Annotated in this window: 25 protein-coding genes; 7 read left to right on the forward strand and 18 right to left on the reverse strand. The window is 54.7% G+C overall.

Features of this window, described 5'->3' with window-relative positions:
* Positions 1-190: 190 nt before the first annotated feature.
* Entirely contained in the window at positions 191-1,399 is a 1,209-nt protein-coding gene (locus tag ACWKXT_RS04905) for an aldose 1-epimerase family protein (RefSeq protein ID WP_454531835.1), read from the forward strand.
* Between the two features lie 33 nt (positions 1,400-1,432).
* On the opposite strand, the gene tyrR is transcribed toward ACWKXT_RS04905, so the two are convergent.
* The 3 genes from tyrR to ACWKXT_RS04920 all read right to left on the reverse strand — a co-directional run bounded on the left by tyrR (position 1,433) and on the right by ACWKXT_RS04920 (position 5,533).
* Complete coding sequence (gene tyrR, locus ACWKXT_RS04910; protein WP_454526672.1) at positions 1,433-2,974, reverse strand: transcriptional regulator TyrR; 1,542 nt, start codon at positions 2,972-2,974, stop codon at positions 1,433-1,435.
* Positions 2,975-3,086: 112 nt separating this feature from the next.
* Positions 3,087-4,139: a TIGR01620 family protein gene (locus ACWKXT_RS04915; protein WP_454531836.1), complete on the reverse strand. Its 1,053-nt coding sequence runs from the start codon at positions 4,137-4,139 to the stop codon at positions 3,087-3,089.
* A complete protein-coding gene (locus tag ACWKXT_RS04920; protein WP_454531837.1) occupies positions 4,136-5,533 on the reverse strand; it encodes a YcjX family protein in 1,398 nt (465 codons plus the stop codon). The genes ACWKXT_RS04915 and ACWKXT_RS04920 overlap by 4 nt, the downstream gene beginning before the upstream one ends.
* Before the next feature lie 155 nt (positions 5,534-5,688).
* On the opposite strand from ACWKXT_RS04920, the gene ACWKXT_RS04925 reads away from it, so the two are divergent.
* Entirely contained in the window at positions 5,689-6,699 is a 1,011-nt protein-coding gene (locus tag ACWKXT_RS04925) for a LacI family DNA-binding transcriptional regulator (protein WP_454531838.1), read from the forward strand.
* Between the two features lie 33 nt (positions 6,700-6,732).
* Here ACWKXT_RS04925 and ACWKXT_RS04930 read toward each other — a convergent pair whose 3' ends face one another.
* From ACWKXT_RS04930 to pspA, 15 genes are all read right to left on the reverse strand, one after another.
* Positions 6,733-7,647, reverse strand: a complete 915-nt coding sequence (locus ACWKXT_RS04930) for an OmpG family monomeric porin (protein ID WP_454531839.1) — start codon at positions 7,645-7,647, stop codon at positions 6,733-6,735.
* Positions 7,648-7,713: 66 nt separating this feature from the next.
* On the reverse strand, positions 7,714-8,796 hold the full coding sequence (locus ACWKXT_RS04935) for an ABC transporter ATP-binding protein (protein WP_119915772.1): 1,083 nt from the start codon (positions 8,794-8,796) through the stop codon (positions 7,714-7,716).
* 13 nt (positions 8,797-8,809) lie between these two features.
* Positions 8,810-9,475 (reverse strand): beta-phosphoglucomutase, encoded by a 666-nt coding sequence (pgmB, locus tag ACWKXT_RS04940; RefSeq protein WP_454531840.1) that lies wholly within the window; start codon positions 9,473-9,475, stop codon positions 8,810-8,812.
* On the reverse strand, positions 9,465-11,744 hold the full coding sequence (locus ACWKXT_RS04945) for a glycoside hydrolase family 65 protein (RefSeq protein WP_454531841.1): 2,280 nt from the start codon (positions 11,742-11,744) through the stop codon (positions 9,465-9,467). The genes pgmB and ACWKXT_RS04945 overlap by 11 nt, the downstream gene beginning before the upstream one ends.
* A complete protein-coding gene (locus ACWKXT_RS04950) occupies positions 11,738-12,796 on the reverse strand; it encodes a Gfo/Idh/MocA family protein (protein ID WP_454531842.1) in 1,059 nt (352 codons plus the stop codon). Before ACWKXT_RS04950 ends, ACWKXT_RS04945 begins: the two co-directional genes overlap by 7 nt.
* An 11-nt stretch (positions 12,797-12,807) precedes the next feature.
* Positions 12,808-13,596 carry a sugar phosphate isomerase/epimerase family protein gene (locus ACWKXT_RS04955; protein WP_454526664.1) on the reverse strand — a complete coding sequence of 263 codons (789 nt, stop codon included), beginning with the start codon at positions 13,594-13,596 and terminating at the stop codon, positions 12,808-12,810.
* A gap of 17 nt (positions 13,597-13,613) precedes the next feature.
* Positions 13,614-14,666, reverse strand: coding sequence for a zinc-dependent alcohol dehydrogenase (locus tag ACWKXT_RS04960; RefSeq protein ID WP_454531843.1), 1,053 nt, complete (start codon positions 14,664-14,666; stop codon positions 13,614-13,616).
* Between the two features lie 30 nt (positions 14,667-14,696).
* On the reverse strand, positions 14,697-15,539 hold the full coding sequence (locus ACWKXT_RS04965) for a carbohydrate ABC transporter permease (RefSeq protein ID WP_454526663.1): 843 nt from the start codon (positions 15,537-15,539) through the stop codon (positions 14,697-14,699).
* The gene (locus tag ACWKXT_RS04970; RefSeq protein ID WP_454526662.1) at positions 15,526-16,407 is read right to left on the reverse strand and encodes a carbohydrate ABC transporter permease; all 882 of its coding nucleotides are present in this window, start codon (positions 16,405-16,407) and stop codon (positions 15,526-15,528) included. The genes ACWKXT_RS04965 and ACWKXT_RS04970 overlap by 14 nt, the downstream gene beginning before the upstream one ends.
* 22 nt (positions 16,408-16,429) lie before the next feature.
* The gene (locus tag ACWKXT_RS04975; protein WP_454531844.1) at positions 16,430-17,722 is read right to left on the reverse strand and encodes an ABC transporter substrate-binding protein; all 1,293 of its coding nucleotides are present in this window, start codon (positions 17,720-17,722) and stop codon (positions 16,430-16,432) included.
* A 13-nt stretch (positions 17,723-17,735) separates the two neighbouring features.
* Positions 17,736-19,433, reverse strand: coding sequence for a sugar phosphorylase (locus ACWKXT_RS04980; protein ID WP_454531845.1), 1,698 nt, complete (start codon positions 19,431-19,433; stop codon positions 17,736-17,738).
* A gap of 194 nt (positions 19,434-19,627) precedes the next feature.
* Positions 19,628-19,852, reverse strand: coding sequence for a phage shock protein PspD (gene pspD, locus ACWKXT_RS04985; protein ID WP_454531846.1), 225 nt, complete (start codon positions 19,850-19,852; stop codon positions 19,628-19,630).
* 12 nt (positions 19,853-19,864) lie between these two features.
* Positions 19,865-20,224, reverse strand: coding sequence for an envelope stress response membrane protein PspC (pspC, locus tag ACWKXT_RS04990; protein WP_454526659.1), 360 nt, complete (start codon positions 20,222-20,224; stop codon positions 19,865-19,867).
* A complete protein-coding gene (gene pspB, locus ACWKXT_RS04995; protein ID WP_454526658.1) occupies positions 20,224-20,448 on the reverse strand; it encodes an envelope stress response membrane protein PspB in 225 nt (74 codons plus the stop codon). Before pspB ends, pspC begins: the two co-directional genes overlap by 1 nt.
* A gap of 49 nt (positions 20,449-20,497) precedes the next feature.
* Positions 20,498-21,166, reverse strand: a complete 669-nt coding sequence (gene pspA / locus ACWKXT_RS05000; RefSeq protein WP_454531847.1) for a phage shock protein PspA — start codon at positions 21,164-21,166, stop codon at positions 20,498-20,500.
* Positions 21,167-21,332: 166 nt separating this feature from the next.
* Here pspA and pspF point away from each other — a divergent pair, with 166 nt between their 5' ends.
* From pspF to sapD, 5 genes are all read left to right on the forward strand, one after another.
* On the forward strand, positions 21,333-22,310 hold the full coding sequence (gene pspF, locus ACWKXT_RS05005) for a phage shock protein operon transcriptional activator (protein WP_454526657.1): 978 nt from the start codon (positions 21,333-21,335) through the stop codon (positions 22,308-22,310).
* A gap of 88 nt (positions 22,311-22,398) precedes the next feature.
* Positions 22,399-24,039: an ABC transporter substrate-binding protein SapA gene (gene sapA / locus ACWKXT_RS05010; protein WP_454526656.1), complete on the forward strand. Its 1,641-nt coding sequence runs from the start codon at positions 22,399-22,401 to the stop codon at positions 24,037-24,039.
* Positions 24,036-25,001, forward strand: a complete 966-nt coding sequence (gene sapB / locus ACWKXT_RS05015) for a putrescine export ABC transporter permease SapB (RefSeq protein WP_454526655.1) — start codon at positions 24,036-24,038, stop codon at positions 24,999-25,001. Before sapA ends, sapB begins: the two co-directional genes overlap by 4 nt.
* Positions 24,988-25,878, forward strand: coding sequence for a putrescine export ABC transporter permease SapC (gene sapC / locus ACWKXT_RS05020; protein WP_454526654.1), 891 nt, complete (start codon positions 24,988-24,990; stop codon positions 25,876-25,878). The genes sapB and sapC overlap by 14 nt, the downstream gene beginning before the upstream one ends.
* Positions 25,878-26,870: a putrescine export ABC transporter ATP-binding protein SapD gene (gene sapD, locus ACWKXT_RS05025; RefSeq protein ID WP_047958816.1), complete on the forward strand. Its 993-nt coding sequence runs from the start codon at positions 25,878-25,880 to the stop codon at positions 26,868-26,870. The genes sapC and sapD overlap by 1 nt, the downstream gene beginning before the upstream one ends.
* Position 26,871: the final 1 nt, after the last annotated feature.

Genomic DNA, 26,871 nt, shown 5'->3' on the forward strand with positions numbered 1-26,871 from the left:
GAATGGGTATTTCTCACAGTTTTTATGCAAGGCACCTTTATAAATTCATAATATTAGCGATCTAATTAGCAATAAATTCGTTAAAACTTTGTATCTTCGTCCTCAGTGAGACGCATCACATTTCCTTTTTCGTCAAAACATTAGATTTGCTTACGAAAGAAAATAATCGTTTCAGCAAAAAGGAATTAACATGAAAATAAAACTGGCTTTAACGCTCCTTGCGGTACTGGTTTCTGGTCATGCCCCGGCAAAAACCTGGGTGCTGACAAGCGCTGAAAGCAGTGTGGAAAAAGGAAACTGGAAGATTTCCAGCGATGAGCTGAAAATCAACGACAGGACGTTCAGCATTGAGCAAAAAGTGTTGCATGGCGGAAAGCAGGAAGGCAGCAAAGTTATCGTCATTAGCAGCAAAAACGGCCTGACAATCACCTTAAGTCCGACGCGCGGGATGAACCTTCTGCACGTCGAAGGCTTTGGAACCAGACTGGGGTGGAATTCGCCTGTTAAAGAGGTCGTCAACCCGGCATACATCAATCTCGAAAGTCGGAACGGACTCGGCTGGCTGGAAGGTTTCAACGAGATGATGGTTCGCTGTGGCTACGAGTGGACGGGTCACCCGGTTATTGCTGACGGCCAGATTTATACCCTGCACGGCAAGGCGGGGAATACGCCGGCATCCCAGGTGGAGGTGGACGTTGCAGATGCCGCCCCGCATGAAATTCGTATTCGCGGACTCATCAAAGAGAGCACATTCAAAAAAGCGGATCTGCAAACCATGACCGAACTGCGTTACGTTCCAGGAACCAACCAGTTCAGCTTGCATGACGTTCTGACGAACCATGCCGATTACCCGCATGATTACCAAATCATCTATCACAGCAACTTCGGCACGCCGATCCTCGAAGAAGGCGCGCGCTTCCTTGCCCCGGCGGCAAGCGTAAGCCCGTTCAATGATTACGCGAAAGCAGGCGTTAACGACTGGCAAACCTATGCCGGGCCAACAAAGGGCTTTGATGAGATGGTCTTTAACATCAAACCGCTCGCGGACACCAACCACGAAACCCTCGCGGCGGTGGTGAACAAAGCCGGTGATAAAGGCGCGTCAATTCAGTTTGATACCCGCCAGCTGCCCGTGCTGACCTTGTGGAAAAACACTGATACACCAAAACAGGGGTATGTGACGGGGATTGAGCCAGGCACCAGCTATGCCTACCCCGTCACGATTGAACGCGAGCAAAAGCGCGTGAAACAACTTCAGCCAGGTGCCAGCGCTCAGTTTGATCTGACCTATACCCTGCTTCACAGTCCGCAGCAGGTAAAAGAGGTGGAAAGCAGGATTGCGGCCATTCAGGGAGAAACCAAAACCGAGATTGTAACCGCGCCGCTGGCAAAGGAATAAGCGTAAAAAAAGCCTCTTTACAGAGGCTTTTTATTATTCATCACCCTTCTTCTGATTCAGGCCATACTCACGCAGCTTATTCGCAATCGCGGTATGCGAGACGCCAAGACGTTTTGCCAGTTTGCGCGTACTCGGATAGTTGCGATAAAGCTGCGTCAGCACTGAACGTTCGAAGCGGCTGGTGATCTCATCCAGCGAGCCTTCCATCGCCTCTTCGCCGACCGATACCGTTCCCGCGTCGTAATCCGGCAACAGAATGTCCTGCGGACGCAGTTCATAGCCTTCCAGCTGCGTCAGCGCACGATAAACGGCGTTTTTAAGCTGACGAATGTTGCCCGGCCAGCCGTAGCGCATCAGGACCGTGCCGAGATCGGCAGACAGCTTCGGACGCGGAACGCCCTGCTCGTCGGCAAAGCGGGCCACAAACAGCTCCGTTAACGGCATGATATCCTGCGGGCAATCGCGCAGCGGTGGAATATTCAGCGTCAGGACGTTGAGACGGTAGTAGAGATCTTCGCGGAAAATTCCCTTTTGCACCAGCTCCACCAGGTTTTTCTGGGTGGCGCAAATGACGCGCACGTCCACATGCACTTCGTGATCTTCACCCACACGGCGGAAGGTGCCGTCGTTCAGGAAGCGCAGCAGCTTAGCCTGCATACGCGGCGACATTTCGCCGATCTCGTCCAGCAGCACGGAACCGCCATTGGCCTGCTCGAAGAACCCTTTTTTACCCTCCGGGGCGTGTCCAAACAGCTCGCTTTCGACGGCATCTTCCGGAATAGAGGCGCAGTTAAGCGCCAGATACGGTTTTGCCGCGCGCGGGCTTGCCAGATGCACAGCGTGGGCCAGCAGGTCTTTCCCGGTTCCGGTATCGCCGGTAATCAGTAGCGGCGCGGTCAGGCTGGCAAGCTTGCGCGCCTGGTCAACCACGTGGCGCATTTTCGGGCTGACGGCAATAATCTGGCTGAATGCGCCAACGTCCTGGCTGGAGAGGTTTTGCAGCTGGCGCCCCATACGTAACGTCGAGCGCAGCATGATCACCGAACCGGTCAGAATACGGGTGTTTCCTTCCCCTTTCAGATAAACCGGCGTGATCTCCATCAGGAAATTCTGTCCGTTTATCACCACATGCTCGCTGTGCGTGTTCTGCGGGTTGCTGTCCAGCCAGCGCTGGAAATTAAAACCCGGGATCAGCTGTGCGGCATGGTGGTTGCTGAGCTTCTCCTGGCTCTGCGCGAAAAGCTGGCAGCTCGCGTGGTTAACGCGCTCAACTTTGCTTTTCAGATCCAGGGAGAGGAACGGCTCAGGCATCGCTTCCAGCAGTGCGCTCAGGGCCAGATGTTCACGCTCGGACGGCATCCAGGGAATGGTGCGTACATCCGTAACGCCAGCGATACGGCGGATTTCCGCCATCAGGCTGCTGAAGGTATTAAATTCAATTTCGGCAAAATTGAGGTAAATTCGCCCGACAGGATCGATCTCAATGCCACGTAAATCAATGCTACGTAAAACAAGAAGATCGAGTAACTCGCGGGTCAGACCGAGACGGTCTTCACAGAAGACTTCAAGACGCATGGGAAATTCACCGTTTTAAGCCAATAACGTTAAAATGATATGTCAGATCACGGTGAACCGGAAGATGGCTGTCAACAAATATTGACAGCCAGCACGATTAGTGAACAAAACCTCACGGCGTCGGTTTTTTATTGAGCGTCTCTTTGAGCTGACCGATCAATTCACGCCTGAAATCGCCAAGCTTCGGTTTATCGCCATCAATCCAGGGGAGCGGACGGCACACCTCCATCGCTTTGATACCCAAACGCGCCGTCAGTAACCCTGCGCCAATGCCCTGCGCCGCGCGGGCGGAAAGACGCGCCGCCAGATCCTGCGACATCCAGTCCATCCCCACTTCGCGCACCAGCTCACTCGCACCGGCAAACGCAATATTGAGCAGAACCAGTTTGAACAGTCTGAGTCGGCTGTAGTAACCCAGCTCAATACCGTAAAGGTTCGCGATACGGTTGATCAGCCGCAGGTTACGCCAGGCGATAAAGGCCATATCCACCAGCGCCAGCGGGCTGACGGCAATCATCAGCGTGGATTCCGCCGCCGAGCGGCTAATCTCGCGTCGCGCCTGGGCATCCAGCACCGGCTGAACCATATGGGAATAGAGCGTGACCACTTCCCGGTCATTCTGGGTTTCATGGATAGCGGCATACCAGCGTTGAAGCGCCGGATGCGACTGATCGATACCCGCCTGGCTGGCCAGCTTCTCACAGAAGGCGCGGCCTTTGCCGGTGCCGTGGCTGTGGAGCAGATCCCGCGCTTCATCGCGCTCGTGCGCGCGCTGTCGCAAACGCCACAGGCGGCGCCACTCGGTGGCAACCGACCCGACACCAGCCCCCACGATCAGCGCCCCGGCGGCACATCCGCCCAGCGCGATCCAGTCCTGGGTTTGCCAGGCATTCATCGTCCACTGCACGCCCTGCCCGACCACGCTCACGCCAAACAGCGCCAGACCGGCGGTGACCATCCTTCGCCACAGGCTGCGTTTTGGGCGCAGGGCGGCCTCCACGACCGCCTCCGCCGGGCCTTCCTCAACCGCGGGCTCGTCCGTCAGCGCCGGGGCAAAATTATCTGCCTGCGCGCCGCTGAACGTCTGCGCCGTTTTAAACGCATCCTGATGCTCTTGCTCCAGCGTACCGGTAAAGTCGATGCGCGGTTTTAACGGTTCCGTCATCGCAATTTATCTCCTATCAAAAACTCCAGCGCCGCATCCAGACGGATGTGGGGTAACGGCCGGTCGACGCTCATGGCCTGCGGGCGGAAGGCTTCAAACTGGAAGCCCTGGCTCTGCCAGAAGGCCTGGCCCGGCAGTCGCGCAGGCACTTCGCCCGGATAAACGGTCAGCGGTTCGCCGTCACTGAGCCTATTCCCGCGTAATGCCGGTATTTTCTCGCCGTTAAGGTCAATCAGGCCGCTTTGCGTCGCCTGCACCGAGGCGAGCCCAAGGCAATCCATACTGATGCCTTCAAACGCGGCGTTTTGCCAGGCATCCTGCACCAGCTGCTGCAGCAGAGAAACCATGTTGGCGTGCTGATCGACCGTGACGTGATCGGCTTTCGTGGCCGCAAACAGCAGCTTGTCGATCACCGGCGAAAACAGGCGACGAAACAGCGTTCGCTGTCCGTAGTGGAAACTCTGCATCAGCTGCGTCAGCGCGAGGCGCATATCGTTAAATGCCTGTGGCCCGCTGTTAAGCGGCTGCAGACAATCCACCAGCACAATCTGGCGGTCGAAACGTAAAAAGTGGTTTTTATAAAAGCCTTTGACCACCTTTTCGCAGTAGTAATTGTAACGCTCGCGCAGCATGCCGGCGTTCGTGTGCTTGTCGGCCTGCGCCAGCTTCGACTCGCCCACCCGATCGACATCCGGCCATGGAAAGAACTGCAGCGCAGGCGCGCCTGCTAAATCACCCGGCAGCACAAAACGGCCCGGCTGAATGAAGTGCAGACCTTCCTGCTTACACTGATGCAAATAATCCGTCCAGGCTTCGGCAATGGTCGCCAGACGGTTTTCATCCGCAGGCGCCAGCGGATCCAGCCCTTCGCACAGCTGACGCCATTTAGCCGACCACTCTGCGCGCTGCCCCAGCAACAGCCCCGTCATCTGCCGGGACCAGCTGAGGTAATCCTGCGCCAGCATCGGCAGATCGAGCAGCCATTCGCCGGGGTAATCGACGATTTCAAGGTACAGAGTGGAAGTATCCTTAAAGTGGCGCATCAGGGATTCATTTGAGCGAAAACGCAGCGCAAGGCGAATTTCACTGACGCCACGTGTCGGCGTCGGCCACGCGGGCGGATCGCCGTAAAGCTGCGCCAGGCCTTCGTCGTAGGTAAAACGTGGAATGCCAAAATCACGCTGAGGGACGCGTTTAACGCCCAGCAGGCGTTCTTCCCGCACCGCGCTGAGCAACGGCAGCCGCGCGCCAGCATGCAGATTCAGCAGCTGGTTTACCATCGCGGTAATGAATGCCGTCTTGCCGCTGCGGCTCAGCCCGGTTACCGCCAGGCGCAGATGTCGGTCCACGCCACGGTTCACCAGTGAGTTGAGTTCGTTCTTAAGTCGCTTCATCGCCATCCTTCGTTGCCCGGAAGCCTGGAATGCATGGCTTCAGAATACAATAAATGGGGGCAGATCGTTGATTATCAATTCTTATTTATTGCTATTGCCGTTTTCTCTCCAGTAAGATGAACGGCATTGCAGTCAGTCCGGAGTGAGTAAGGTGTATGTCACCCACCATTTATGATATCGCACGGGTTGCGGGCGTATCGAAATCAACCGTTTCCCGCGTTCTGAATAAACAAACGAATATTTCTCCTGAAGCGCGTGACAAAGTGCTGAAGGCAATAGACGAATTAAATTATCAACCCAACAAACTGGCTCGTGCCCTGACCTCTTCTGGCTTCGACGCCATTATGGTTATTTCGACCCGTTCGACTAAAACCACTGCCGGTAACCCTTTTTTCTCCGATGTCCTTCATGCCATTACGGCAAAAGCGGAAGACGAAGGGTTTGACGTTATTTTGCAAACATCAAAAAGCAGTGAAGACGATCTGCTGAAATGTGTAAGTAAAATAAAGCAGAAGATGATCAAAGGGATCATCATGCTAAGTTCCCCGGCAAACGAATCCTTTTTCACTACGCTGGATGAATACGGCGTGCCCGTGGTTGTTATCGGGAAAGTGGAAGGTGAATATCAGAATATTTATTCCGTTGATACGGACAATTTCCACGACAGCGCTATGTTGACAAAGTCGTTTATTCAACATGGACGCACTAAAATTGCCTGCCTGCATGCCCCGCTCGATTATCACGTTTCTATCGATCGCCTTGCGGGCTATAAATCCAGCCTTGAGGAACAGGGCATCGCCATTAATCCGGAATGGGTGATTGATGGCGGATATACCCATGAAAGCGCGCTCCAGGCGGCCAGCAAATTACTCTCGTCTGACAACCCACCCGATGCCGTTTTTGCCACTGACAGCATGAAATTGTTGGGCCTTTATCGAGCAGCGGATGAGTTAAATCTGAGGGTTCCCGAACAGGTTGCCATGGCAGGATACAGCGACCCAATGCTGTCTCTCGTTTTAACCCCTGCGCCAGGCGGGTTTGACATCCCAACGAGAAAGCTGGGCGAAGAGAGCTGCAACGTGTTGTTTAAGCGTATTGCGGGTAAACCTGCGCCGCATAAGGTATTGGTTGAAACGCATTTCTCGGATGCGGCTGCATTACGCTAGAAACCAGGGGCAAACGCCCCTGGTAAATCATGATCAGAACGCGTAATTTACCCCAACGCCCGCATAGTGGAAGCGATCGTTTTCACCCTCGTCATGGTTTTCCCATTCATAGGCGTATTCAAGCGTCATGGATAAACCATTGTTGAAATCGTAAGCGTAGAGGAGACCGAGTCGGTTGAAATCGTGTCCTTCACGCTCAGGATCGTCCTGCCAGTCCCAGTTCGTCCAGCGATCGAGCCCCAGGCGGGTATAAGGCGTCAAGGTGGTCTGGCCTAACGAAATGGGCAGATAGGCACGAATTTCCTGGGTCGAAAACTCGCCGTTATTACGTGAACTGTCCATATTGAAACCCCGCTCTAAATAGTAATTCACTTTCGCAGAGAAGGTTTCGTTGATGGTCCAGGTAAAACCGGTTTCGGTCTCAACGCGGCTGTCAGAATAGCCGGTTTTTTCCAGATCGTTGGCAAACTGGTACATGGCAAACCATCCGCCAAAACGCCAGTCATCGGTTAATTTTACATCCCAGTCCGGTTGAATTTTATAGCGCTGCATATTCGCGCTGCCAGCTTTCACGCCATCCTCATCTTTGAAATGATAGCTGTAATTACGGAAGCCGCCGGTCAGACCGAAAGTAAAATCATCGGTGCCGATAAAACGATAGCGTAATTCAAATTCAGGACGGTCAAAATAGGTTCCACGGGTCATGCTGCTGTAATCAACTGGCCCCTCCTGATACATGGCCAGCGAAATAGTCCATGCATCCCAGGTTGCATTAAACCACACGGAGGGTTCATATAATCCATCTTTATCGTCGGCCTGACCCTCGACGTTTTCAATTTCGTACATGGCGCCAATATTAAACGCCCACTGCTTTGCGGTTTCTGTTGCTTGCGCACAGCTAACCCCTGCGCACAGAACGAGCGCAGCACTTCTTAGTAGAGTACTCATTAAATATTCCCTTTATAATTAACAAACAAAAAAACCGGAAATTTGCATTTCCGGCAAACACCTTTCTTATCTAATAGCCGCTTCGGAATCAGCGTCGAAGAAATGGCACTTATTCATATCGAACTGAATGCCGATATTATCTCCGGCTGCGTAGTCATTGGCCGCGCCCGCGCGGACAACCAGTTCATGTCCTCCCACGGCGGCATAGAGCATAAATTCGGCTCCGGTCAGTTCAGCGACGCTGACTTTTGCCGTAATCTCCTCTCCGCTGCTCTGCAGGGTGACAATATCTTCCGGACGGATACCGAAGACGACCGCTTTGCGCTGGTAACCCTGCGCATTCAATACGGCGAGCTTGTCCTCAGGGATCTCCAGACGCAGCGTTTCCGTCACAAAATAGCGGTCGTCGATGGCACCACGAATAAAGTTCATCGCCGGTGAGCCGATGAAACCTGCGACAAACATATTTGCTGGCTCGTTGTACACCTGCTTCGGTGCCCCTACCTGCTGAATAATGCCGTCTTTCAGGATCACGATGCGGGTCGCCATCGTCATGGCTTCCGTCTGGTCGTGCGTGACATAAATCATGGTGGTATTAAGCTTCTGGTGCAGCTTGCTGATTTCAGCGCGCATCTGGACGCGAAGTTTGGCATCGAGGTTGGATAACGGCTCATCCATCAGGAAGACGCCCGCTTCACGCACGATCGCCCTGCCCAGCGCCACGCGCTGGCGCTGACCGCCGGACAACGCGCCAGGCTTACGCTGCAGGTATTCGCGTAAACCCAAAATCTGCGCCGCCCAGTTAACGCGCTCTTCAATCACCGCAGGCGCTATTTTTTGCATTTTCAGGCCAAACGCCATGTTGTCGTAAACCGTCATATGCGGATAAAGCGCATAGTTCTGGAATACCATTGCGATATCGCGCGATTTGGCAGGCACGTCATTCATACAAACGCCGTCGATAATCAGTTCACCCGCGCTGATCTCCTCAAGACCGGCAATCATTCGCAGCGTTGTGGATTTACCGCAGCCCGATGGACCGACGAAGACAATAAATTCTTTGTCTTCAATTTCGAGGTTGAAATCCTTAACCACGTGGACCTGGTTATCATAGATTTTCTGAATATGTTTCAGAGACAGTTGAGCCATAATTTATTCCTTATCAATACGCCCGGGACGCCCAGAACTCTGTCAGGCATGTCCAGGTCAGTTCCCGCGTTGAATGAAGTTGTAATCCCGCATGGTTAAGACCAGGCCCAATCCCAACTGACAGCATCCCCGCGGCGTTGATTGCATCAACGCCTGCGGCGGCATCTTCAATACCGATGGCCTCTTCAGGACGCACGTTCAGCCCTGCACAGGCGGCGAGGAAAATCTCCGGGTCTGGCTTGGAGCGGCGAATGCGGGAAGCATCGGCGCAAAAATCGAATGCCTGATGGATCCCCAGCGCGTGCAGGATCCCCGGAGCATTGAGCGAGACGGATGCCAGCCCAATTTTGACCTTCGCGGCACGGATCTCCGCCAGCACGTCGCGGATCCCTGGAAGCAGTGAATCCTGCGTGAGTGATGCCAGCGACTGGACATAAAGCGCGTTTTTTTTCGTCGCAAGCGCCAGGCACTGCGCCTCGCTAAACATCCCCTCTTTCCCGCCATGCTTCAGAATGCGCAGGAGAGAATCCATACGGCTTATTCCCTTCAGCTGCTCGTTAAAGACTTCATCGAAGGTGATGCCAATTTCTTCCGCCACGGCGCGCCACGCCTGAAAATGGAGATGTGCGGTATCGGTGATTACACCGTCCAGATCGAATACAACAGCGTTAAGCGTCATGGCGTCCCTCCGTGGTAGCGGTCCCATTAACGGGTGCAAGAAAGTCCTTGTAAGCGCAGACCTTCCGCCCTGTGATAGTTAGCGTTTGGCCCCACACCGTCAGCGTGACAGGTGCGGAGGATTCAATGGTTAACACCTCGTTTTCACAGGTGAAGCGCATGGTTGCGTTCCGCCACCGCAGCGGGAAGGCAAGCTTCTGCCAGTGCGCGGGCAGCTTCGGCGCAAGATGCAATTCCCCTTCGATAATTTGCAGGCCAGCAAATCCCTGAATGGCACCAGACCAGATCGCGCCAGTGGCCGCAGCGTGGATACCCTCATCGCTGCTGTGCGGATCGTCGCCCAAATCAATGCCGATACCGTCACGCCAGAAGGCATAAGCCCCTGCGGTGTCGCCACAGCGCGCGAGCACAATCCCGTGAATGGCTTTGCTCAGCGACGAGTCATGGATGGTACGCGGTTCATAGAACGCCAGATTGGCAGCGCATTGCTGCGGCGTAAACCGTTCCGGCAGCAGGTAGTTCAGCATCACCACATCGGCCTGCTTAAGGATCTGCATTTCGTTCACTTCCGCGCGGGAGTAATCGAGCAGTATGGTTTGCTTACCCGCTTTAGCTTTATAGCGGCTCAGATCGATGGCAGGTTTTGCCATAAAGGTATCATCCTGCGGGATCACACCGTCCGCGTCGGCCTCTGGCAGCCACAGGTGCGCCAGGAACCGTGCGGCATTCTCATTAAAACGCGCATCCTCACGTCCAAACATCGCCATAAATTGGGTCGCGCAGGCAACGTTGTGCCAGGCCAGATAGTTGGTGTAGGCGTTGTTGTTTACGTGCTCGGTATATTCGTCCGGCCCGATCACATCATGGATTTCCAGACGACCGTTGACTTCCGTCGCGCGTCCCATCCAGAACGCGGCGGTTTCCATCAGCAGCGTCAGGCCTTCGTTACGCATAAAAGCATCGTCGCGTGTCGCCTGCCAGTAAGCGACAACGGCCCAGGCAATATCTGCCACGATGTGATGTTCAGCGAGCGCGGAGGCCACCTTCTGGCGTACCCCGGTACGGATGTTAATCGCCGCGAATTCTGGCGTCTCTTCCTCTCCGCTTGCGGCACTTTCCCACGGGAACAACGCGCCAGGCCAGCCGTTACGACGGGCTTTTTCCCGTGCGCCTGAGAGATTAAGCCAGCGATAGCGCAGCAGGCTGCGGGCAACCTGCGGGCGGGTGAACAGATGGAAAGGCAGCAGGAAAATTTCGGTATCCCAGAAGACGTGGCCTTTATACCCCTCTCCCGTCAGCCCCTTCGCAGCGATACTGCTGCGCTCGTCATGGGCTGGCGTCATTGCGGTCAGATGCCAGACGGCGTAATCGAGCGCCATTTGATCCTGATGCTCTGCGGAAGCCACCTCCACCCGTGCGTCACGCCAGACCGCTTTCCAGGCATACGCTGAGCTCTCAAGCAGCGCGTCGTAGCCTCTTGCCGCGCAGACTTTGAGATCGGCCAGCGCGTTGCGGGCGAAAGACTCCTGGGACAGCGCTTTATCGTTGCGATGCGTCAGCCAGACGATCTTCTCAAGCGTGACAGTGTCACCCTGAGCAATTGTCAGAGAATGGTGAACGCTGAGACGACGATTTTTGGCGGTAAAACAGCTGTCGCTCTTCGCTGAGAGCTGACAAAACGCCGAAACAACAACCTCAGACGCCCGGTCCTGCGTTTCATACACGCCCTGCATGTAGTGCTGGTCAAAGACCCTGACCGAGATTTCATCCAGATGCTGCCTGCCGCTGTTCGTTTGCGTTGCATCTATCCCGGTTTTCAGCACGGCCTGGGTGGCACCATCGAGCGGTGTGATCGAGAGCTGCATTGCCACTAAGGGCAACTGATCCAGCGAAACAAAACGACGACTCTCCAGGCGATAGCGTTTTCCGTCCGGCGAACGCCAGACAACGTTACGATGCAATTCGCCGTTGGCAAAAGCCAGCTCGCGCTGCCACTCAAGAATGTCGCCTGACAGGAGCGTGAAATTGATACCGTCCAGCTCAACATCCATCCCGGTGACATCCGGCAGGTTGACCAGCTCTGTGGTTTCGTTGCGTCCCGCGCGATGATACAGCCCCGCGAGATACATGCCTCTGGTCTGCTGGGTGTACTCTTCTTCATGTGCGGCGCGAATGCCCATGTAGCCATTGCCGCATGCCATGATGGAGGCGTATTTATTCAGGCTGTGTGGACAAAAGCCCGGATCGGTTAATACAGAGACGTTCAGCATAGTGTCACGCTTTCCCCTGTTTCTGCGGATTCATAAAGCGCGCCAACAAGCTGCTGAATAACCAGTCCCTGTTCCGCATCAGCGATCATCACGGGCTCTCCCCGCACGTGACGCACGAAGGCATCCATACTGCGCAGATGACGCTGATCGTCGGCCTCTTCACGCTGGGTCAGGGTTTCTAAAACACCGGCTTCGTCGTTGTAGATGTGCGCCGGGAACAGCGTTGCACCCGCTTTTTCTCCGCAAAAAGAGACGTTCATGATCGACTGCTCGCGGATATTGAGCGCAAAAGAGGTGTCCAGACGCAGAATGCCGCCGTTGCAGAATTCAATCGTGCCAAATAGGGCATCTTCCACGGTAAACTGCGTGGGATCCCACTCGCCAAACTGACCGGTGCTTTTACGGTTTCCCAGCTTCTGGAAGCTGTGCGCGGTCACCCGTTTTACCGCAGGGAAACCCAGGACATACATTGCGGCGTCTAGCATATGAATGCCGATATCAATCAGCGGTCCACCGCCCTGTAGCGATTTGTTGGTAAAAACGCCCCACCCCGGCACACCGCAGCGACGCAGCGCCTGCGCCGACGTAAAGTAAATTTCTCCAAGCGTTCCGTTCATTACCGCATCGCGCAGGAGCTGGGTATCCAGGGCAAAGCGGTGGTGAAAATCATACGCCAGGGCTTTTCCCGCTTTGCGCGCCGCGATGCGCATCTCATCAGCCTGTTGTGGCGTCATCGCCGGGGGCTTTTCGCACATCACATGGCATCCCGCCTCGAGCGCCGCCATCACATGTTCAAAATGGAACCGGTTAGGCGAACAGACGCTCACCACATCCGGTTTTACTACCTGCAACATCTCGTGAGCGTCCTGCCATGCCGATGGAATAGCATAACGTTCCGCGAACGCCTGTGCCTGTTCAAGGCGGCTGTCCATGACAGCCACCATTTGAACATCACTGCGCGTGGCGTAATACGAGGCATGCACTTTGTCCGCGACCTGCCCGGCGCCAATAATGGCGACACGCAGAGGCGAAGGTGTAGAAGCACTCATCACGCTCGTCATCCTTAGCATTCACGCAGATAAGTGAGTGAGTCCTGATAAGCCTGAGCCGGATCCTCGGCGCGAACGCGGCACTCATACACGACGTAACCCTGATAATTATCGGCACGCAGTTGATCGAACAGGCTGGCAAAATCAAGGCTGCCGCTGCCCGGCTGGTAGCGGTGGTTATCCGCGATATGCACATGACCCAGTAGATCGCGGTTCTGATGCAGCGCATCCGTCAGCGAGTCTTCTTCAATGTTCATATGATAGAAATCACCGATGATCTGTACATGCTTCAGGCCGTTCTCTTCAATATAACGACGCGCGTCAGCCAGGGTGTTGATCATATGATCCTGGTAGCGGTTCAGCGGTTCCAGGTAGACGGTGGTGCCGGTGCGCGCGGCCACTTCATCCAGCCAGCGCAGGGAGGCGCTTACGGCTTTGCGGTCACCGTCCAGGCTGCGTGGAGAGGTCATTGGCGGCAGACGGAAGGTAAACATCCCCCACGCGGCAGGCACGATAATGCCCTTTCCGCCCACTTCAGCCAGCGCTTCAAGAATGCGTTCAATCTGCTGTAGTCCGTTCAGACGGCGCTCTTCGATGAAATCCCCGATCCAGCCATCATATCCGCCGCACGCGGTTGTTACCGGCAGGCCAGTGGCTTTGATAGCGGCTTTTACTTCATCGAGGTTTTCCACCAGCAGGCGGCCATCAATTTCGTAGCCATCAAAACCCATCGCTTTGATGTACTCGAATTTTTCCATGATATTGGTCGGGAAAAAGGCCTGGTTTTGTGTTGCGATTTTCATGATTTGCTGTCCTTAGCTTAAAAAGTGACGCCCATTTTGATACTGAGTTCCGGGTGCTGATCGACATACTTCATATAGCTTTCCGGGCTGGTGGTGAAGGTGACGACCGGGTCGATCAGATCTTCACAATTGAGATAACCGTTCATCAGCAATTCCCAGCAGGTCTCTTCAATACGCTTGCGGCTCCAGCGCGGGTAGTCCGGGTTAGGTTCGCTACAGGCGCGGGAGAAGACAATTTTCGCGTTGTTGAAGTGTGCTTCGCGGCCAAGGTTGAAACCTGCGGCAAACGGCTTGGCGAAAGCCACGTAGGAGATGGTGCCGCCGTAGGCCAGTCCGCGCAGCGCAGACTGCAGTGCATCGGCAAAGCCGCTGGTTTCAATGATCACATCCGCGCCCTGCTTGCCGGTCAGCTTCTTAATTTCCAGGCCAATGTCAGTACCGATTGGGTTCAGGCAGTGATCGGCACCGTGACGGCGTGCGATCTCGCAGCGGTGTTCAATAGGATCGACGCCGATTACGACGGACGCCCCGGCTTTTTTCGCCAGCTGGATGGCGATCTGACCAATCGCGCCCAGGCCCACAACCACAACGAAATCCCCTACGCGGACGTTGGCATCACGCACGCCGCTCATGGCGAATTGCGCCGGATCGTAGCAAACGGCGTTTTTCCACGACGCGCCCTGCGGCATTTTGCGCAGCTTATAATTGTTTACCGCGTTAACGATCACCGTCTCCTGCAGCGGACCGTAGCAGCAGACGCTGTCGCCGATCTGGTATTCCGTCACGTCTGCGCCACATTCAATAATGTCGCCAACGATCATGTTGCCCAGCTGGAATTTACCGAATTCGATACCGCGCGCTGCCCCCTCTTCACGCGGGGTGAACATCTGCCACTCCGCGTTGAACTCTTCATCGATGAACGGGCTTGCCGCGCGGAAATCCACGACTTCGGTGCCGTGCTTCGGTGCGCCAAAGCGGGCGCGAATTTTCACTTCATGTGCTTCAACAGCACGATCTTCATATTCCACCAGCGCCGCTACGCGTGGCGCTGTCGCAACTAACTTCTTCATAACTTGCTCCTGATAAAAAAATTGGCCGCCTTAGCCCTTGACGCCACCGGCGGTCAAACCACTTTTAATAAAACGTTCAGAGAGTGCGTACATGATGACCACCGGCAGTGCCGTCACCAGCGAGGCCGCCATCATGCGACCCCAGATATAATCTGGCGTGCTAAAGAGCGTGTTCAGTCCGACCGGCAAGGTAAAGTTGCTGGCACTGGACAGGAAAATGGAGGCAAACAGGTAGTCGTTCCACGCCACCATGAAGCAGTAAACAAACACCGACACGAGACCGGAAATTGCCAGCGGCACGGTAATGCGGAAGATGATTTGCAGACGGTTCAGACCATCCATCATCGCCGCCTCTTCTATTTCGTCCGGAATGGTGTCGAAATAGCTGCGCAGCATGAATACCGCCGTCGGCAGCGTCTGGGTCACCATGGTGATGATCAGCGCCATTTCGGTGTCATAAATGCCGAGCGCGGTGATGATTTTGAACAGCGGTACCACCAGCAAAATCCCGGAGAACATATAGACGGTATAGAAGCTCGCGTTGATCGTCGTGCGTCCTTTAAAACGCAGTTTGGACAACGCATAAGCGCCCAGCGTACCGAGAAATACCGCAATGACCGACGACGTCAGCGACACCACCATGCTGTTGCGGAAGTAGTCAACAAACGGGAAGATCAGCGGGTTAAAGATGTCGACGTAATGCTGAAGCGTCCACGCCTGCGGCAGAATCGTCGGGTTCAGCGATATCGCCTCTTTCGCGCTTTTGAACGACGTCATCAGCATCACGAAGAACGGGAACAGCGTGATAATCAGAAATACCGCCAGCCCGAGATAAAAACCAATACGGCCCAGAATGCGTTTATTTGTTGCCATTGAGGTTCACCCTTTTTCTGGTCAGCAGGATCACAGCAAAGATGATCACGAACAGCACCACAGAGATTGCCGCCGCTTTGCCCAAATCGTTGAAAGCAAACGCGGTTTTGTAGAGATAGACGCCCAGAATATCGACCCTGGTGGTCAGCAGGTAGACATCCGCAAACATGTAGAACATCCAGATGGTTCGCAGCGTCACCACCGTTGCCAGCACCGGCATGATGGCGGGCAACGTGACGATACGAAAACGCTGCCAGGCGTTGGCTCCGTCCATCTCTGCCGCTTCGTACAACGATTTATCAATGGTCTGCAAAATCGCGAGGAATGAGATAAAGGCATACGGGAAGTAGCGCCAGATGGCGAACAGCACCACCAGAACAAAACTGCTGCCAGGGTTGTCGAACCACAGCGGTGCCTGGTCATAAAGATGCAGCAGATCGACACCCAGATAGTTCACAATCCCGTAGCCGTTGTTGAACATGTATTTCCAGGCAAACACCAGGGAAATAGACGGCGTTACGTAGGATAAAATCACCAGCGAACGCGCCGTTTTCCGCAGACGAAACTCCCGGTTAAAGAAGATGGCAACGGCAAGCCCCAGCCCGGTGCTGCCGAGCACGACCAGCGCCGTATACCAGAACGTCATCCACAGGGAGTGCCAGAACGCAGCATCCCCCAGAATGCGGATGTAGTTATCGAGACCGACGAACACCGCATCAATTCGCGGGTTTAGCGGCAGACGTAAAAAACTGATTTCAATATTGGAAATCATTGGCCAGGCCACCAGGCCCCCCAGCAAAATCAGGCTGGGGGCCAACAGCAGCATGGCGAAAGGCATATCTGAACGACCAGAAAACAACGTCTTCATAATTTCCTTCCGCAGAGCGCTCCTATCGTTGTGAAATCAGGTCAGTCAGTCGCTTCTGGCTATTGCTAAGCGTGGTGCTGATATCTTGTTTACCCACCGTGACGTTATGCACCATGGAGCTGATAATGCCGGACCCTGTCACATCGCCCATGCGCGTGAAGTTTTTATCCCCTACCGCACCAAATACCTGCACATTCGGGAACTGGGCGATAAGCTCGTAAGGCAGCTGGCCAAACGCTTTAATCACGTCGTTGTTTTTCCAGGTATCCGTGCCCACCACCAGCTTATTCACCGGCAACGCCGCGCCTGGCGACATCATGACCCAGTCGGTTGCGTTTTGAGCTTTCTCCATCCAGGTGACAAACTTTTCAGCCGCCTGAGTCTCATCGTCGGTTTGGCCGGTGGTGATCGTCAGAGAGGTAACCATGCCGTAAACGGCGGAGGATTTTTCTGTCGGAACGACAAAGCCAAGGTTGGCAGGGTTTCCGTCCTGGAATACCGCTGGCAGGATGTAGGTGGAATAGACGGCCATCGGTGCAGAACCGTTCATGAAGGCATCTTTGATCTCCATGACGTCGTTCGAGCCCGGCATGGTAGTCGCGGCCAGCGCTTTATAGAGCGTCAGCGCTTTCGCCATTTCAGGGGTATCAATTTCAACGTTCCCGTTGGCGTCAAAAACGTTCGCGCCGCCGGACAGCGCAAACTGGGAGAATGCCTGCTCGGTCATCACGCTTTCTGCGGTAGGTAGCGCAATACCGTAATGTTTATTGGCCGGGTCGCTCAGTTTCTGACTGGCGCTAAGCAGTTGTTCCCAGTTATGCGGTTCCTCAATACCCGCAGCGGCAAGCACATCTTTGTGATACCAGACGCCGGACAGCCAGGCACTCATTGGCACGCCCGTCCAGGCGGTGCCGTCTTCTGTGCGCACCACGCGCAGGATCCCGTCATAGAAGGTGTTTTCGCCTACCGCTTTAATGACCTCGCCGATAGCCTTGCGATCCAGCAGTTGCTCTTTATCCATGACTTTCGCGTAGTCATGGCTGATTTCAATCACCTCAGGCAGCGCGCCCGTTCTGGCGAGCGTAATCACTTTGGTGTTGTAGGCATCCTCTTCTACCGGCACTTGCTTCACAGTGATGCCAGGATTCTCTTTCTCGAATTTTTCGATCAGTTTCGTAATAACTGCCTGACGCTCCTGCTCTACCGATGAGTGCATAAACTCAATGGTGACAGCAGAAGGTTTGTCATCCTTACAGCCTGATAACAGGGCGCACGAAACCAGTGCTGATAACAGCACAATTTTGGGCATTTTCATTTCAGGGTCCTTTTTAGTTTTCTTTAATCCACATAACCTGCCATGGATTGAGGGTCAGTTCCTTACCGCTAACAGCTTGTCCTGATAGCAATTCCGTACCGTTTAGCGTTTCTTCATTAACGGTATGAACGTTATTACTAAAATTAAACAGTGCTGTAATTCTCTCACCATTTTCCGCCACGCGAACAATTTTAAGGATTTGTTCATCCAGTGATTCAAATAATGCCTGACTATCAGGATGGAATGCACTTTCTCCGCGACGGACCGCAACAAGCTCGCTTAAGCGGGAATAAATTTTATGACGAATACTATTCGTAGTTCTAAGTTCCTGGTCAACCTGACCGGCAGTGTATTTCATCCGGTTTATTGCGCGGTTATATCCAAGGCGTTCGACGCCTTCGTAATCGTTACGGGAACCAAGAATGCTTTGAATATAAATAGCGGGAACACCAGGAAAACTTAACAGTACGGCATGCGCCAGAATAAAGCGCGCAATGCGTTCATCATCCGAACTGTTTTGTGAACTTAACGCGTCCAGATAGGTCACGTTAATTTCGTAAGGGCTGCGCGTTCCGTCAGGGTTATTTTTCCAGTTGACCAGCGCCCCTTCCTGCTGAAGTTTTTCGACAAGTGAAAGGATTTCTGATTCCGGAAGAATACCACGTAGCGGGTTCAGACCGATACCGTCGTGAGAGGCCAGGAAGTTGAACCAGGTCGTTTTTCTCGAAGGCAGCGCCAGCGACCCTGCCCACTGGCAGAGGGCGTTAACATCCTGACGATGAACAGCATGCAGCACCAGCGGCGGTAAGGAGAACTGATAGACCATCTGGGCTTCGTTTTCACCGTCACCGAAGTAGGAAATATTGTCTTTGTGCGGGACATTCGTCTCGGTAATGATCACCGTGCCCGGCGCCACGAGCTCAGTAATCGCGCGGAAAAGCTGAATAAGGCAATGCGTCTGTTCCAGATGGATACAGCTTGTTCCTGGGATTTTCCACATAAACCCGACGGCATCCAGACGGATATAACGAGCCCCTTCCGCAAGGTAATGAAGCAGGACGTCAACCATCGCAATCAGCACCTGAGGTGAGGCGAAGTTGAGATCGATCTGGTCATCACTGAAGGTGGTCCACAGATGACGTACGCTGCCGTCATGCAGTGTAAAAGGTGTCAGCAGGGGTAATGCACGAGGACGCGTCACTGCCGATAAATCAGTTTCAGGATCGACTGAAATAAAGAAATCTTCATAACCCGGTTTCTGTGCCAGATAATTAGCAAACCATTCACTTTTTGCTGACATATGGTTGCACACAAAATCAAACATTAAGCTGGCAGACTGTTTTAATTCAGCCACATCTCGCCAGGTTCCGGTTTCGGGCGCAACAGCGTGGTAATCAATAACGGAAAAGCCGTCATCAGAAGACCACGGATAAAAAGGCAAAAGGTGGACATGGGAAAACGTACGTGCAAGCCACTCATTATAAAAACGGGTAAATACCGGCAGGGCTTTCTCCCCTTTCGCGGAGAACTGATCGGCATAGGTGATCAGGACAACATCTTTTTCATCCCATCCTGTTTTACGTTTTTCTGTAATATCAACGGCGGCTTGTTCGAGCTTTGTTAATAATACTTTAAAATGTGCTTCAGAAAATGATTCACCGTAAATATGATTGATAAGATTTTTAATTTTTGCGTTCACATTATTTTCCATGGTAGCGGTCCCACGAAGAGCAATCTACTCTCCTGAAAAATATCTGTCAACGGAACGGGAGGCTGAAAAAGACAATTGCAAAGCAGCTCTGTGCAGTAATGTGAGCTGCTGCAAAAAAAGTGAGGGAACAGGAGAAAAAACGGTAATGGCCGTTAGCCCCTCTCAGGAAGAGAAAGGGCTAACGCGAGCGTGATTTACCGGGATAAATAGCGGCGTGACAACCGTTTCGCTACTTTCTGCAGCAGAGGTTCGAGCGCCACGGCCAGCAACATTCTGACCGGTTTGCGGGCAACAGATTTGATCGCCCAACCCGCCACACCTGCCGGGCCGTAACGTAACGCCGTCATCAGAACCAATTTACCTGCGATTTTCAGGCCGGGTTTTACCTTCTGACCGGCCTGTTGCCAGTTTTGCTTCATGTATATTCTCTCTTAAAGCTGACGAAAACGACTTCTCAGCGTAAAGGTATCGGAGGTGACATAACGCTCCATCTCACGTAACCGCTTTTCCCCGGCCGCCAGTTGATTGTCAACCGCGTTGAGAAGATCGTTACTGGTGGGGGCGCTTTCCGCGGCCAGCTCACCTTCCGGCATTGGGTCAAGGACAAACGCCAGCACGATGTAAGCAACGAAGGTGATAAACGCCAGACCGAAGAATATCGACAGCACCGTGACCACACGCACCAGTTTTACCGGAACGTCAAGATAATGGGCCAGTCCGGCACAGACACCACGCACCATGCCCTGCTGCGGAATTCGCCACAATTTTTTGTTCAGATTCAGTCCCGACATTAACGGTCCCTCCAGTTTGGATGTTCTGCATCCAGGATAGCTTCCAGCGCCTGAATGCGATCGCGCATCTTGTTTGCCTGTTCGGTAAGCTGGGCCAGACGTTGTTGTTCACTCTGGGTTAAATCGTTACCTGAAGAACGGTTGCTGTAGTGCAGCCATAGCCAAATCGGCAAAACAAACAGCACGAAAATCGTCAGGGGAATGGCCAGAAAAAGCGCGCTCATGTGTACTCCTTGTCTTACGATGCGGCACGCTCAGGTGCCGCAGGAATTATTATTGGTTGTCTTGCTTCATTTTGGCTTTCAGTGCCGCCAGCTGTTCGCTGATTTCATCATCGGCCTTTAGATCGGCAAACTGCTGATCCAGCGACTTTTGCTTACCGATGCTGTGGCTCTCTGCTTCCGCTTCCATCTGATCGATACGACGCTCAAATGACTCAAAACGCGCCATCGCCTCATCCAGCTTGCCGCTGTCCAGCTGACGACGCACGTCGCGGGAGGAGCTTGCCGCCTGGTGACGCAGGGTCAGCGCCTGCTGACGTGCGCGGGTTTCGCTCAGTTTGTTCTCAAGCTCACCAATCTCTTTCTTCATGCGGGTAAGGGTGTCATCCACCAGCGTCACTTCATGTTCAAGCGTCGCGATCATGTCCGCCAGCTTCTGTTTTTCTATCAGCGCCGCGCGGGCCAGATCTTCTTTATCTTTGCGCAGCGCGAGTTCTGCTTTTTCCTGCCATTCATTGAGCTGGGCGGTCGCCTGCTCAATACGGCGCGTTAACTGTTTTTTCTCAGCCAGCGCGCGGGCGGAGGTAGAACGCACTTCAACCAGCGTGTCTTCCATCTCCTGAATCATCAGGCGCACCAGCTTCTGCGGATCTTCCGCTTTCTCCAGCAGTGAGTTGATGTTGGCGTTCACGATGTCGGCAAAACGAGAAAAGATACCCATAATTACATCCTCATAGTTCTGTTATCGGGCTATGCCCTGCTGTATCGACAATACAATTCCCGTGCCAGTTTTTTATCTTATTGATTTTATTCAGTGTGATTGATTTTTATTCATCGCAGAACTATGCTGACCTGGTGAATATCGCTAAGGAGTGGTTAATTTCATCATGGCTGGATACAAAGACAATTTACTCGGTGAAGCCAACAGCTTTCTTGAGGTGCTCGAACAGGTCTCTCGCCTGGCCCCGCTCAACAAACCGGTGCTGATCATCGGCGAGCGCGGCACGGGTAAGGAATTGATTGCTAACCGTCTGCACTATTTATCCGGGCGCTGGGACGGCCCCTTTATTTCACTGAACTGTGCGGCGCTGAATGAAAACCTGCTCGACACCGAGCTGTTTGGCCACGAAGCGGGCGCGTTTACCGGCGCTCAGAAACGCCACCCGGGGCGCTTTGAGCGCGCCGACGGCGGCACCCTGTTTCTTGATGAACTCGCCACCGCGCCGATGCTGGTGCAGGAAAAACTACTGCGCGTGATTGAGTATGGCGAACTTGAACGCGTCGGCGGCAGCCAGCCGCTACAGGTTAACGTGCGCCTTGTCTGCGCTACCAACGCCAATCTGCCGGAAATGGTTGCGGAGGAGAAATTCCGTGCCGATCTTCTTGACCGCCTGGCCTTTGACGTCGTTCAGCTTCCACCGCTGCGCGAGCGAAGAAGCGACATTATGCTGCTCGCCGATCAGTTTGCGATTCAGATGTGCCGCGAACTCGGTCTACCGCTCTTCCCTGGCTTCAGCGATTATGCGCAGGAGACGCTGCTGGCTTACCACTGGCCGGGGAATATTCGCGAACTGAAAAACGTCGTGGAGCGTTCTGTCTACCGACACGGCAGCAGCGAGACGGAGCTGGACAATATCATTATCGATCCTTTTCAGCGCAGCGCGCCGCCGGTTTCCACCACGCCATCATCAGGCGATACTCCCGCACTGCCCCTTGATTTGCGTCAGTTCCAGCACGACCAGGAGCAGCTGCTGCTGGAGCAGAGCCTGAAAGCGGCTAAATATAACCAGAAACAGGCGGCTGAACTCCTGGGCCTGACCTACCATCAGTTACGGGCATTGCTTAAAAAGCATCAAATGCGCTGACAATATCGGCACTTACCCTCAGACATTTTTACGAAGCAGGCGTAAGTGCGATACACTTTGCAGATCGAACCTAAAAACCTTAAAAATTATGCGTCTGGTTTTATCGTCCTTATTTGCACTCGGTCTGTTTAGCAGCCTGGCGTTTGCTGCGCCCGGCCAGTCTACGCAGCCTGACATTCGTGACAGCGGCTTCGTCTATTGCGTGAGCGGCCAGGTGGATACCTTCAACCCGCAGAAAGCGGGCAGCGGCCTGATTGTGGATACGCTTGCTGCACAGCTGTATGACCGTCTGCTTGATGTTGATCCGTACACCTACCGCCTGGTGCCTGAGCTGGCGGAAAGCTGGGAAGTGCTGGACAACGGTGCAACCTACCGTTTTCGCCTGCGCGACGATGTCGCGTTTCAACGCACGCCGTGGTTTACCCCCACGCGCAAGCTGAACGCGGATGACGTGGTCTTCACCTTCCAGCGAATCTTTAACCGCAACCACCCGTGGCATAACGTTAACGGCAGTAATTTCCCCTATTTTGACAGCCTGCAGTTTGCCGACACCGTTAAAAGTGTGCGCAAGCTCGATAACCGGACGGTTGAGTTTACCCTGACGCGCCCGGATGCCTCTTTCCTCTGGCATCTGGCGACCCACTATGCCTCCGTTATGTCTGCTGAATACGCGGCGAAGCTGACGAAAAAAGATCGTCAGGAACTGCTCGACCGTCAGCCGGTGGGTACCGGCCCGTTCCAGCTGGCCGAATACCGCGCGGGGCAATATATTCGCCTGCAGCGCCATGAACATTTCTGGCGCGGTACGCCCCTGATGCCGCAGGTAGTGGTCGATCTCGGCTCTGGCGGAACGGGACGTTTGTCAAAACTGCTGACCGGGGAATGCGACGTGCTCGCCTGGCCTGCCGCCAGCCAGCTCACTATTTTGCGCGACGATCCGCGCCTGCGCCTGACGTTACGCCCGGGGATGAACATCGCTTACCTGGCCTTTAACACCGATAAGCCGCCGCTGAACAACCCTGCCGTCCGCCACGCCCTGGCGCTGGCAATCAACAACCAGCGTCTGATGCAGTCGATCTACTACGGTACGGCGGAAACCGCCGCCTCTATTTTACCGCGCGCCTCGTGGGCCTATGACGGTGAGGCTAAAATTACGGAGTACAATCCGGCAAAGGCGCGTGAGCAGCTTAAAGCGCTGGGGGCGGAAAACCTGACGCTCCAGCTCTGGGTGCCCACCAGTTCCCAGGCGTGGAACCCCAGCCCGTTGAAAACCGCCGAACTGCTGCAGGCAGATATGGCGCAGGTGGGCGTCAAAGTGATCATCGTACCGGTTGAGGGCCGTTTCCAGGAGGCGCGCCTGATGGATATGAATCATGACTTGACTCTGACTGGCTGGGCTACCGACAGTAACGATCCGGACAGCTTCTTCCGCCCGCTGCTGAGCTGCGCTGCGATTAACTCGCAGACCAACTACGCCCACTGGTGTAACCGGGAGTTTGACGCCGTGCTGCAAAAAGCGCTCTCTTCCCAACAGCTGGCCTCGCGCATTGACGCTTACGATGAAGCGCAGAAGATCCTCGCACAGGAATTGCCCGTGCTGCCGCTGGCCTCTTCCCTGCGTCTCCAGGCTTATCGTTACGACATTAAAGGGTTGGTGCTGAGTCCGTTCGGCAACGCCTCGTTCGCCGGCGTGTCGCGCGAAAAAGAACAAGAGGTGAAAAAACCATGATCATTTTTACCTTACGTCGACTCCTGTTACTGCTGGTGACGCTCTTTCTGCTAACCTTCGTCGGCTTCAGCCTGAGCTATTTTACGCCGCACGCCCCGCTGCAAGGGTCGTCGCTGTGGGATGCCTGGCTGTTCTGGTTTAACGGTCTGCTGCACTGGGATTTCGGCGTGTCCAGCATCAACGGACAGCTTATCTCTCAGCAGCTGAAAGAAGTGTTCCCGGCGACGATGGAGCTGTGCATTCTGGCCTTCGGCTTTGCCCTGATGGTGGGCATTCCCGTGGGCATGCTGGCCGGGATCTATCGCAATAAATGGCAGGATAAATTTATCAGCGCCCTCGCCCTGCTTGGCTTCTCCATACCGGTCTTTTGGCTCGCGCTCCTGCTGACGCTGTTCTTCTCCCTGACAATGGGCTGGCTACCGGTCTCTGGCCGTTTTGACCTGCTCTATACGGTTAAAACGGTGACGGGTTTTGCCCTCATTGACGCGTGGCTGTCTGACTCCGTGTGGCGTCATGAGATGATCGTCAGCGCCCTGCGCCATATGGTATTGCCGGTGCTGACGCTGGCGGTTGCGCCGACGACCGAGGTGATCCGCCTGATGCGCCTGAGCACCATCGAGGTATTTGACCAGAACTACGTCAAAGCCGCCGCCACGCGCGGATTGTCGCGCCTGACCATACTGCGCCGCAACGTCCTGCACAACGCGCTGCCGCCGGTGATCCCGCGTCTTGGGCTGCAGTTCTCCACCATGCTCACCCTGGCGATGATCACTGAGATGGTCTTTAGCTGGCCTGGGCTGGGGCGCTGGCTGATTAACGCCATCCGCCAGCAGGATTACGCCGCGATTTCTGCTGGCGTGATGGTGATTGGTTCGCTGGTCATCACTGTTAACGTGTTGTCCGATATTTTGGGTGCGATGGCTAACCCTCTGAAGCATAAGGAATGGTATGCCTTACGATAGCGTATACAGTGAAAAGCGCACGCCCGGTGCGCTACGTACCGTGTGGCGTAAATTCTATGGTGATACCACGGCAATGATCGGCCTTTATGGCTGCGCCGGGCTGGTATTGCTTTGCGTCTTTGGCTCGTGGTTTGCGCCTTACGGCATCGACCAGCAGTTCCTTGGCTATCAGCTGCTGCCGCCTTCCTGGTCTCGCTACGGCGAAGTCTCGTTCTTCCTTGGGACGGACGACCTCGGACGTGACGTGTTGAGCCGCCTGTTAAGCGGGGCTGCCCCGACGGTGGGCGGCGCGTTTGTGGTGACCCTCGCGGCGACGATCTGTGGACTGGCGCTCGGTATTTTCGCGGGTTCCACCCATGGCCTGCGCTCGGCGGTACTGAACCATATCCTGGACACGCTGCTGTCGATTCCGTCTCTGCTGCTGGCGATCATTGTGGTTGCCTTTGCCGGCCCGCATCTGTCGCACGCTATGTTCGCCGTCTGGCTGGCGATCCTGCCCCGTATCGTGCGCTCGGTTTACAGCATGGTGCATGACGAGCTGGAAAAAGAGTATGTCGTCGCGGCCCGTCTGGACGGTGCGACCACCTTCAATATTCTGTGGTTTGCCGTTCTGCCGAACATCGCTGCCGGGCTGGTGACCGAGATCACCCGCGCCCTGTCGATGGCAATTCTGGACATCGCCGCGCTCGGCTTCCTTGACCTCGGCGCGCAGCTGCCGTCCCCTGAATGGGGCGCGATGCTCGGTGATGCGCTGGAGTTAATCTACGTGGCGCCGTGGACGGTCATGCTGCCGGGTGCAGCCATTATGGTGAGCGTGTTGCTGATCAACCTGCTGGGCGACGGTATTCGCCGTGCAATTAACGCGGGGGTGCAATAATGCCGCTTCTTGATATTCGCAACCTCACCATCGAATTTAAAACCGGCGAAGGCTGGGTTAAAGCCGTCGACCGTATCAGCATCACCCTCGCCGAGGGCGAGATTCGCGGGCTGGTGGGTGAGTCCGGTTCGGGGAAAAGCCTGATCGCCAAGGCCATCTGCGGCGTGGCAAAAGACAACTGGCGCGTGACCGCCGACCGTATGCGGTTTGACGATATCGACCTGCTGCGCCTCTCCCCTCGCGAGCGTCGCAAACTGGTCGGCCATAACGTCTCGATGATCTTTCAGGAGCCACAATCCTGTCTCGATCCGTCCGAGCGCGTGGGCAAACAGCTGATGCAGAACATCCCCGGCTGGACCTATAAAGGCCGCTGGTGGCAGCGTTTCGGCTGGCGCAAACGCCGCGCCATCGAGCTATTGCACCGCGTTGGGATCAAAGATCACAAAGACGCGATGCGCAGCTTCCCGTATGAACTGACGGACGGCGAGTGTCAAAAAGTGATGATTGCCATCGCGCTGGCCAATCAGCCGCGTTTGCTGATTGCTGATGAGCCGACGAATGCGATGGAGCCGACCACCCAGGCGCAAATTTTCCGCCTGCTGTCGCGGCTGAATCAGAATAACAACACCACCATTTTGCTGATCAGCCATGACCTGCAAATGCTGAGCAAGTGGGCGGATAAAATTGACGTGATGTACTGCGGACAAACGGTCGAAACTGCTCCCAGCGAAGACCTGATCACCGCCCCGCACCACCCGTACACGCAGGCGCTAATCCGTGCCATACCTGATTTTGGCAGCGCCATGCCGCATAAGAGCCGCCTGAATACCCTGCCGGGGGCGATTCCGCTGCTGGAATCGTTGCCGATAGGCTGTCGTCTGGGGCCGCGTTGTCCGTATGCTCAGCGTAAATGCATTGAGACGCCGCGCCTCACCGGCGCCAAAAATCATCTTTACGCCTGTCATTTCCCGCTGAACATGGAGAGAGAGTGAA

The organism is Enterobacter sp. UPMP701 (assembly GCF_053709515.1).